General features: G+C 44.0%; 8 protein-coding genes and 1 pseudogene. 2 read left to right on the top strand and 7 right to left on the bottom strand.

Going from position 1 to position 9,745, the window contains the following annotated elements; all coding sequences use genetic code 11:
* Positions 1–158: 158 nt before the first annotated feature.
* Positions 159–272: pseudogene (locus J7529_RS23665) on the top strand (IS4 family transposase); the annotation flags it as partial.
* A gap of 2 nt (positions 273–274) precedes the next feature.
* Here the strand turns inward: J7529_RS23665 and J7529_RS23660 are convergent.
* From J7529_RS23660 to J7529_RS23630, 7 genes are all read right to left on the bottom strand, one after another.
* On the bottom strand, positions 275–745 hold the full coding sequence (locus J7529_RS23660; RefSeq protein ID WP_413038977.1) for a cupin domain-containing protein: 471 nt from the start codon (positions 743–745) through the stop codon (positions 275–277).
* Positions 746–837: 92 nt separating this feature from the next.
* Positions 838–1,494, bottom strand: a complete 657-nt coding sequence (locus tag J7529_RS23655; protein ID WP_271939968.1) for a class I SAM-dependent methyltransferase — start codon at positions 1,492–1,494, stop codon at positions 838–840.
* On the bottom strand, positions 1,495–2,349 hold the full coding sequence (locus tag J7529_RS23650; RefSeq protein ID WP_318731017.1) for a class I SAM-dependent methyltransferase: 855 nt from the start codon (positions 2,347–2,349) through the stop codon (positions 1,495–1,497).
* A gap of 947 nt (positions 2,350–3,296) precedes the next feature.
* A complete protein-coding gene (gene folE, locus J7529_RS23645) occupies positions 3,297–3,947 on the bottom strand; it encodes a GTP cyclohydrolase I FolE (RefSeq protein ID WP_318731016.1) in 651 nt (216 codons plus the stop codon).
* 155 nt (positions 3,948–4,102) lie between these two features.
* Positions 4,103–5,167, bottom strand: a complete 1,065-nt coding sequence (locus J7529_RS23640; protein WP_318731015.1) for a GTP-binding protein — start codon at positions 5,165–5,167, stop codon at positions 4,103–4,105.
* A gap of 904 nt (positions 5,168–6,071) precedes the next feature.
* Positions 6,072–6,341 (bottom strand): Txe/YoeB family addiction module toxin, encoded by a 270-nt coding sequence (locus tag J7529_RS23635; protein ID WP_390889991.1) that lies wholly within the window; start codon positions 6,339–6,341, stop codon positions 6,072–6,074.
* A gap of 1 nt (position 6,342) precedes the next feature.
* A complete protein-coding gene (locus J7529_RS23630; protein WP_271939743.1) occupies positions 6,343–6,603 on the bottom strand; it encodes a type II toxin-antitoxin system Phd/YefM family antitoxin in 261 nt (86 codons plus the stop codon).
* 272 nt (positions 6,604–6,875) lie between these two features.
* Here J7529_RS23630 and pheT point away from each other — a divergent pair, with 272 nt between their 5' ends.
* Positions 6,876–9,500, top strand: coding sequence for a phenylalanine--tRNA ligase subunit beta (gene pheT, locus J7529_RS23625; RefSeq protein WP_318731014.1), 2,625 nt, complete (start codon positions 6,876–6,878; stop codon positions 9,498–9,500).
* Positions 9,501–9,745: the final 245 nt, after the last annotated feature.

Raw genomic sequence — 9,745 nt, 5'->3', positions numbered from 1 at the left:
TGCTCTTCTCAGACGTTGGGCACTCAATGCTCTTCGTCAAGAAACGACTCTCAAGCGCAGTCTTCGACAGAAGCAGAAATGGGCAGCTATGAATAATGATTATATGTTCTCTATCCTCAGTTCCTTTTGTCAAGGGTAATTGAGATGCTCTTACCCTGGTTCTCAACTCTCGCCTCTTCTTTGAAATCTGGTTGAATTTCTTACTCGATAATAGTTTGACTAGTATGGGAGACTTGTTCTACCGATTGAATCATACAGATATTAAGGTTGATAGTTAATAGGGACGACCATCTTTATGGGTAAAAGACCATGCTCCATCTTCTAATTGAGTGCCTTTGAGATCGTTATTTGGGTAGTTTACTTCATCTCCTGGGGTGCGATCGCCAATTTCTAAGTAAACGACGAGTTCCTTGGTGCGATTAATTAGTTGATGAGCAACACCATCTCCCGCTTTAAACCCCATACAGTCTCCAGGATTGAGTCGATATTCTTGTTCATTAATTAACAGAGTGGGGGTTCCCGAAACGATGTATATAAATTTATCTTGTTTAGTCTGATGATGGAGCAGAGCAGACATTCCACCCGGTGCTAGTTCTGTTAAATTGACTCCAAAATTTTCGATCTCGAAGTAATCTCCCAATTTTCTTTTGCTTCGTCCTTCCATAAGGGAAGTAAAAGGGACAGGATAGAACGTCTTTTTAGAGCATATAGGAATAGATGTAGCCGGGGTTGGTTTGAGGCTCACAGCAATAACTTGGATAAGATAGTAATTATTTTAGTATACCGGATCAAGAACTTTCTCAGCAAGAGGAATCGAGACACATCTATATTTTAGAATCAAGAGTTTCTCAATTGCCAAACCGTAATTAAAAATAGGGGAAAGAGATTCCACACGAGAGGCACAAATTGACGGCGAATGGGGCGAAATCCTTGAGATTCGAGATAGGCTTCGACTTCGTATCCGGTATGATAATGATCGAGGGGCTTTTCAATATTAAAGACGGTTCGTAATCCTTGATAAATCCAGTTTTCGGTGGGCAAAGAGGTAATTAAAACACCCGTGGGTTTGAGCCAGGATTTTATCGGATTTGTGGGCAGGGATAAGTCTTGGAAGTGTTCGAGAACATCTGCTGCAATAATGGCATCGAAGGATTGGGCCGGCAGGTTGACTTGACTGACATCTTGCTTGATAATCTCAATATTGGGCAAGTTATAGCGATCGATGACTTGATGGGCTTCCCGATCTTCGAGATCGAGGAAAAAGACGCGATCAAACGCTTCGGCTAATGTCGGCAAGAAAATGCCTCCACCCCCGCCAAAATCCAGACAAGTTTCTCGTTTAACATGAATATTTTGCAAGAGTGAGTATATTAATCTGAGCCGCATCCAGAAGACGGCTCTGACTAAAGTTATTTTAGAATAGTAGAGGGTGGGAATACGGTCATTATCTGTGGCAATTTGGGCTAAAAAATTCGGATCAAGTTGAATAAACATCTAAGAATCTTTTTGATAAATTTGGAGGAGGATATCAGAGGGGCATTTATGAATGAGAGGGTAGATGATAACCAACGCTACATAGAGTATAGTGGACATCAGCCACCCAGAGCTTTTATCCATACGTAACCGTTGCCAAAGTCCCTTGATTTGAATAGTTTCTAGAGTTTGACTCTGGAGTAGTTTAAACCCATAGGGAGTTACATAGTGTTCTAAGTTCTGGGGATTGACATAAATCAGATGGGGAAATGGATATTGTTTCTGCCACAATCTATCCCAAGGGTTAGTATATCCGATTTGAGCTAGTTTTTTAGCTATTTTGAAGAAGATCCCTTGACTATTCGGGATGTTAATGATCAGTTTGCCGCCAGGGTTGAGGTGATGATAACAAGCTTGGAAAATAGCAGGTAAATTAGGTAAATGTTCAAGGGAATCATTAAAGGACATGATATCATAGCGTGCTGAGTCTTCTAAGCAGTCGGGAAAATAGCCAATTTTAATGGTGTGTCCTTCGGCAATTCCCTGTAAAGCAACCGATTCTTCCGGTTCAATTCCTACCGCTTCCATTCCCCGCTGTGTGGCTGCTTCCAGGAACCATCCATAGGCACATCCAACATCACAAAGATGCTGATTTTCTAAGGGGCCATGGGTTTTCAAAAGGTCAAGAATTGTATTAAAATTACTGAGGCGCAGTTGTTTTAATCCTTGGGCGCGATTTTCTTCAATAATGGTTTCTGAGTGCTGTGTGACATCAGCGTTGAAATCAGAAACCCAGATATCGCACTGTTCGCAGTATAATAGACTTGGCGATCGCCAGGGTTTAAGAGGTGCTTGACAAACGGGACATTCTTTCATCTTTTAGTGTAATCTACGATGCTTTTAATGGATTGCTAGTTTCTTGATTTAATGATTGATGGATATAATCTTCTAAGTGAGTAAGTTTGACAAGACTTAAGCCATGTAATTTATCTAAAATCTCCATTTCTTGCTACAGCCAGTTATCTATATTATAAGCAACAATCAGAGCATACTTCCTTTTCTGTCATTTTCCGAAAATTAAGATAGAAGCTCAATGGCTAAAACTGAGACATAGTAATAACTATTACTAAAATTGTGGCTAATAACCGTTGGTCATGAACTCTCGTATCTTCCAGATTATAGCCTCCAGTTTTACGATTTTTGAACATTGTTTCTATTCCCCATGGACATGATCGGTGAATTTTCCACCATGAGATTGTCCAAAACAGATGAGAAGCTCTGTGGGATTACCCTGACTAATGAGACTACCAGTTGGATTATTTTTTCCTATCTTTGAGGATAGAATGCCACATTCTATCCTCTTTTTTTCGAGATTAAGCTAACATTCAACACTTCTGCTGGTAGACTACTGCTTCCTTTTTTACTCAACAGTTCCCAATATACTAGCAGGGTATAACTCCCCCACACTAGGCTTAACATTATCACATTTCTTTCTATTAGCTTCTATCTAAGACTAAAATGGGATTTGAGTATTTTCTCGTATAATTCAGGGAACATTTGAATTTTTGGTGGTCTCTACCAGATCACTTTACATCTTTTAGCGTTCGCGAAGCGACTCTGTAGGAGTATCGCAAGTTTTCAGTTGATGTTTTCAGAAAAATACTACCGAAAAAGGTCGCGATAGCGGCCTTTGAGCTGCCTTGTCACCCCTTGAGAGATTTCCTATTGATTGAACTTGGCAAGTGACAGAAGAGGGATAAAAGCCAATGTCTAAGCATTGGCTTTTATTGTGGTGAGATCGCACTAAGTTGGTGTTTTAGATTTTAGTGAAATGAGGGATTGTGGCGAATCAAACTCATAAACTCTTGGCGGGCTTTGGCATCTTCTGCAAAGATTCCTTGCATAGAACTGGTTACCGTCCAAGAACCTGGCTTTTGTACGCCCCGCATTACCATGCACATATGGGTGGATTCCACGACGACAGCCACGCCTTGGGGTTTGAGCAAACCTTGTAGAGCATTCGCAATTTGTTGGGTAAGCCGTTCCTGAACTTGTAGGCGACGGGCATACATTTCACAAATGCGGGCAATTTTGGAAAGACCAATTACTTTACCGTTGGGAATATAGGCGATGTGGGCACGTCCTAGGATCGGTAAAATGTGATGTTCGCAGGAGCTAAAGAGATCGATATCTCTGACTAATACCATTTCATCGGTATCTTCGTGAAATACAGCGCCATTGAGCAATTCATCTAGAGATTGGTGATACCCAGAGGTGAGAAACTGGAGTGCTTTGACGACTCGTTTCGGAGTATCCCGCAAGCCTTCGCGATCGGGGTCTTCTCCCAATCCCAATAACAAGGTTCGCACAGCTTGTTCCATCTCGGCTTGGGAAACCCGTGGCTGAGGTTGGGCAGAAATCGCAGCAATAGTTTGATCGACAGATAGGTTATGAGCAGGTATTTGGGCAGTCATAGAATTACAGGAGAGTAAGGACAGTTGAGAATTGAGTTGTGTGGAGGTTGCCCTCCTATAGCGCTTTGCACTAGGGAAGCTGGGTTTGAGTATTGAACTGGAGTCCCAACCGACTCTTTCTCTGCTATTGATGGAGAAAGTTCACTAACCAGGAACTAAGGTGCTTCACACAGGGCTAGTTTGTTACGAATTTGCTCGCTGTTGATGTGCCGCCCAATGACCACAATTTGGTTACTAGGGGGTACATTATCCCAGTCTTCAGCATTGAGAGTGCAGCGTTTGCCGCAGAGCTGAAAGATGTGTTTGTGGGGACTTTGGGTAAACCAGAGCAGACCCTTAGCCCGAAATATGCTAGGAGGTAAAGTATCAAGGAATTCTTCAAACTTCCGTAGGGAGAAGGGGCGATCGCTGCAATAAGACACCGACACAAATCCATCGTTATCCAAATGATCGGAGTGATGGTGATGATGTTCATGATCGTGATGGTCATGACTATGCTCGTGATGGTGGGGATCGTGCTGATCGAGCTGGGTTTTTTCAATCTCTTCTTGGACGAGATCGGCGTAGGATTCTTTGTTGTTATATCCCACATCCAAAATTACCGGCAGAGGCACTTGCCCATTTTGGCAGCGCATCATGCGAGCCTTTTCTTTCATCGCCTGAATGTGACCTTCGAGTTCCTCGACTTTTTCAACGGCAACTAAGTCAGTTTTATTGAGCAGGATAATGTCTCCATAGGCAATTTGTTTCAGGGCTGCTTGGCTATCAAAATGCTCTGGGGTAAATTCAGACGCATCCACTAGAGTAATTACAGAGTCAAGATGGGTCAGATCTCGTAACTCAGTACCCAGAAAGGTCAGCATAATAGGCAGGGGATCGGCGATACCGGTGGTTTCAATCACCATATAGTCAATGCGATCGCTGTTTTCTAAGACGTTGTAAACTGCCTGCACCAAGTCATCATTAATGGTGCAGCAAATGCAGCCATTGCTCAGTTGCACCATCTCTTCATCGATAGAAACCAGAAGTTGGCTATCGATATCAATATCGCCAAATTCATTCACCAGTACGGCGACTTTCAAATCCTGACGATTGCTGAGAATTTGATTGACTAGGGTGGTTTTTCCACTGCCTAAGAACCCCGTGATGATGGTAATTGGCATCCCTCGCTTGGGAATCTCAATTGGCGATCGAGTGATGTCGCTGGATGTAAGGGTCATAGATTGAAAGTAAAATGATAATCATTCTCACATCTAGGATGATACCACAAAAATTAAGTCAGGGATCAACCCATTCCCCTGTCCTAGGTCGGGGTATCGAGGTGATGGTCGTAGAGTGGCACTTGTTCGAGATGGGGTAAATGAAATCAATCAGCAGCTAGTCCAACGCGATCGAGTTAACTGTAGATTGTAGATAGTGGCCGAATGTTGCAGTTTGACCATTCTATGGTTTCTTCTGCTGAAAGCATTCTGAGGCTAACCTGTCGTGAATTACATTCCATAAGGACACATGGAATTGATGAGTCTTCAGATTCCAACTCACATCGATACCCTTGAGACCAATCGGACATCACTATCTTGAAATCAAGAGTCTTTGTCACTTCAAAAATTTTGTTAATGTCAACCTTACCTGATTGAATTGGCTCAATTTTCCCGAATAGATACCACATATCCGATTCTTGATGCTCAAACAGCGCTAGAGGAGAACCTTGTGACGAAAGAATGTAAACATCAGTCATAGCGATTAAAATCTTGATCCATTGTTGATAAACTATCTGCTGTAGAGTTTGACTCAAGAGGACGTAGTTCATCCCGATAGGACTCAAAAGCAGGAAAATCAGAGACTCTTTAATAAGATAAGATCGTCTCTGGCCATTGGCAAGGTGAAATTGGTAACGTTTCCATCCTGTGACGTAATACTTGCAGAATTTACGTTGGGAACTCCTCCCAAGGCGGGCGCATGTCGGGGTCTTGTTGAGGCATGTGTGTTTTCGGCAGCTAATATAACATTAGACAATATCTATCTTATCTGCTTCGCTCTTGATGCAATCAGATGACGGCCATACATTTCACAAATACGGGCAATTTTGGAAAGACCAATTACTTTACCGCCGAGTTTTCCAGTTCACAATTCATAATGTGTCCACATTCGGATAACTTTTATGATTTTTTCTTCTAGTAATATTTGATAAACCAAACGATGCTGAATATTAATTCTTCTAGAATAGTAACCCTGTAAATCTCCGCTTAGTTTTTCATAGGGAGGATAGGTGGCATAAGGATTTTCTTTAACTACGTCCAGAATTCTTGTCACTTGCTTTCCCAGCCCAGCAGATGCTATTTTTCGAGAATCTTTTTCTGCTTGCTTAGTAAATATAATCGCCCATTCTTCTATTTCATCCATTTAAAATGTCCCTAATTATTGATTCATCAACACAATCTTCCACAGGAGTTTGTCCGCCTTCTTTAATGGATTGAGACATTCCAGGTATAGATTGTAAATACAGAGTTTCTTGAATCGCATTCCACTCTGTTTCACTAATCACAATGGCATTACCGGCTGAACCTTGTAATAAAATCGGCCGATCGTTTTCAATCGCTCGATCGACTAATTCATTAATTAGATTGGCGTATTGATTTTGTGAAATGGTTTCCATTTAACATTCCTTTTTTACAATCGATGATGAACTAATAATCTTCAGACAACTTCTCTATTCTAGTCTAACTCGACAGACCGTTGGGTGTATGCGAAGTTTTCAGATAATCCTGGTTGGAATACCCAATCGAGTTGCAAATAATTCTAGCTGGAGATGCTCCGATCCTTATTGCTGGCTGCAATATCATACGTGCCCATCTTGGCAAAGGGGCCTCTAGAAGCGCAAAATAAATAAAGGATTGAGAGAGACTATTAGAGAACAAACCCCCATCCATGCGTATCTCACTGAACTGGCTGCAAGAACTCGTCGATATCACCCTGTCTGCCGATGAACTCGCTCATACTTTAACTATGGCAGGCTTTGAAGTAGAAGACATTGAAGACCGCTGCACTTGGGCTGACGGAGTCGTTATTGGCGAAATTGTGGAAGCTGCGCCCCACCCCAATGCCAATAAGCTTCAAGTTTGCCAAGTCAACGTTGGCGCTGAGGAACCCCTCAATATTGTCTGTGGAGCCTCCAATGCTCGCCAGGGTATTCGCGTACCGGTGGCGGTGGTAGGAACCTATCTGAGCAAAATCGACTTAAAAATTAAACCGGCTAAACTGCGGGGAGTCAAATCTTACGGCATGATTTGCTCTCTGTCGGAATTGGGACTGGAAAAAGAATCGGAAGGGATTCATATTTTTACCCAAGAGGACTTAACTCTGGGTTCTGATGTCCGTCCTCTGCTGGGTTTAGATGATGTGATTTTGGATCTGACTTCGACGGCAAACCGAGCAGATGCCCTAAGTTTAGTGGGTATTGCTCGGGAAGTGGCGGCTTTAACCGGGGCGACTCTAAAACTGCCGAATCTGGAACCATTTTCTCCCCCAGGGCAGAATGGGAAGGTAGTTGTCAAGCTTGATGAGCAGAACAGTCAAGGAAGGGGAAGCGATCGCTATCCTTGTCCAGTTTATATCGGTACAGTGATTGAAGGACTGCAACTGATGCCTTCTCCGGCTTGGCTGCAACAGCGCTTAGTGGCTTCCGGAGTACGTCCGATTAATAATGTGGTGGATATCACCAATTATGTGTTGCTCGAATGGGGTCAACCCCTCCATGCATTCGATTACGATCGCCTCTTAACCGTCATTGACACCCAATCCCCGACCATTGGAGTCCGCTTTGCCCAAGCTGGAGAAACTTTAGTTACCCTAGATGGACAATCTCGCGATCTCTGTTCTGCTAAGAGCGGTCAGTCCGATACCTTGGTCATTACCGCCAATGACCAACCGGTAGCCTTAGCCGGGGTAATGGGGGGAGAAGCCACAGAAGTCCATGACGAAACTACACGAATTTTACTCGAAGCTGCCCTATTTACCCCCATTGTCACTCGCCGTTCCGCTCGCTCCCAAGGACTGCGAACGGAAGCTTCAGCGCGATACGAGCGCGGAGTAAACCCAGCAGAGTTAGACGTAGCTGCGGCTAGGGCTATTCAATTGTTGCAAGAGTTGGCTTCTGGTGAGGTGGTAGCTGGCGAGATAGCTGATTTTCGAGGAGAGCGCCAAACTGGAGGACGGCAAATTTCTCTGCGTTTCGATCGCGTCAAACAAGTATTAGGTTCTCCCTTAGCGAATCCTGAAGAGACGAAAGAAGAACCCCAGGAAGGGGAACTTCTACCGGAAGATGTCGAACGGATTTTAAGCGCTTTGGGCTGTACTCTGGAACAACAAAATTCAGGACGCTCCCTGAGCGGAGTCGAAGGGAGCGCCCCCACTTGGATAGTGACTATTCCTCCCTATCGCTACCGAGATTTAGAGCGGGAAATCGATCTGATTGAAGAGATTGCTCGCTTGTACGGTTATGATAATTTCTGCGAAACCCTACCCGCCCAATCCGAACCGGGATATCTACCGGCGGATGAGTCGATTGTACGGCAGTTACGGGAAGCTCTGCGAGGAGTTGGCTTAACGGAAGTGATGCATTATTCCTATGGGTTGAGTCATCTGCGTCAGGACAGTTTACTTTCGGCTGATTCAACTCAGGTGGCGATCGCCAATCCCTTGTTTACGGAATACTCCACCCTACGCACTGAGTTATTATCGAGTCTGATTCTGGCCTTTCAGTACAATTTAGAACAAGGTAATGGCCCCCTGAATGGGTTTGAAATTGGCCGCATCTTCTGGAATGAAGAAGATGGACTCATGGAAGCAGATTCTGTTGCCGGTATCATCAGTGCTTCTAGTATGGGCAACTGGATTCGGGGAGGAAAACCGGCAACCCTAAGCTGGTATGAAGCCAAAGGACTGCTAGAAGCAGTGTTTGAGCGGGTTGGATTATCTACACCCGGAGGTGTTTTACCCGGTTCAGGCATTACCCCAACCCAAGTCGAGTATCAGCCAAATCAACAAGATAAGCGATTTCATCCAGGGCGCACCGCTTCCCTATGGCTACAAGGGGAACGGTTAGGAACGTTTGGACAGCTTCATCCCCAGTTGTGTCAGGAGTTGGAAATACCGGATGAAGTGTATGCTTTTGAACTGGATTTAGAGGTAATTCTGGCGACGCTGGAGCAGGATGAAAAGCTGCAACCGGTTTATAAAGGCTATTCCACTTATCCGGGAAGCGATCGCGATTTAGCCTTCTTTGCCGATCGCCAAATTTCTGTGGCAGAAATTGAGAAAGCGATGGTGAAAGCAGCAGCAAAAGGACAACCGAAAGGTTCTTCATTATTGGAATCTGTGGAACTGTTCGATCGGTATCAAGGCGACAATGTACCCGAAGGACAGCGATCTTTAGCCTTTCGTCTGGTGTATCGAGCTGGCGATCGGACTTTAGCCGATACTGATGTGGAACCCATCCATCAACAGGTTCGCGATGCTCTAGTCGAGAAATTTAGCGTCACCCTCAGAAGTTAATGGATTTTTTAGAGTGTGTTATTGAACACACCCTAGGGTTGCTTCTCGTTTACTCTTGCTGCTTTCAATCAGCAAGAGTCTCGGTAACTGTTTCTAGCGGTAAATCCAGTAATTCGGCGATCTCCTCCGCACGCAATCTATGACTGAACATGCGAGGAATAGCTTGTAATATCAAATCCTTAAATGGTTGCTACAAGTAGAGACATCGTGGAGGAGGGCGGGTTTACTTGCAATAGTTGTCAGTC

This window comes from Roseofilum sp. Guam (assembly GCF_017746735.1).
Classification (GTDB): domain Bacteria; phylum Cyanobacteriota; class Cyanobacteriia; order Cyanobacteriales; family Desertifilaceae; genus Roseofilum; species Roseofilum reptotaenium.
This window is presented reverse-complemented; position numbering and strand designations above follow the sequence as displayed.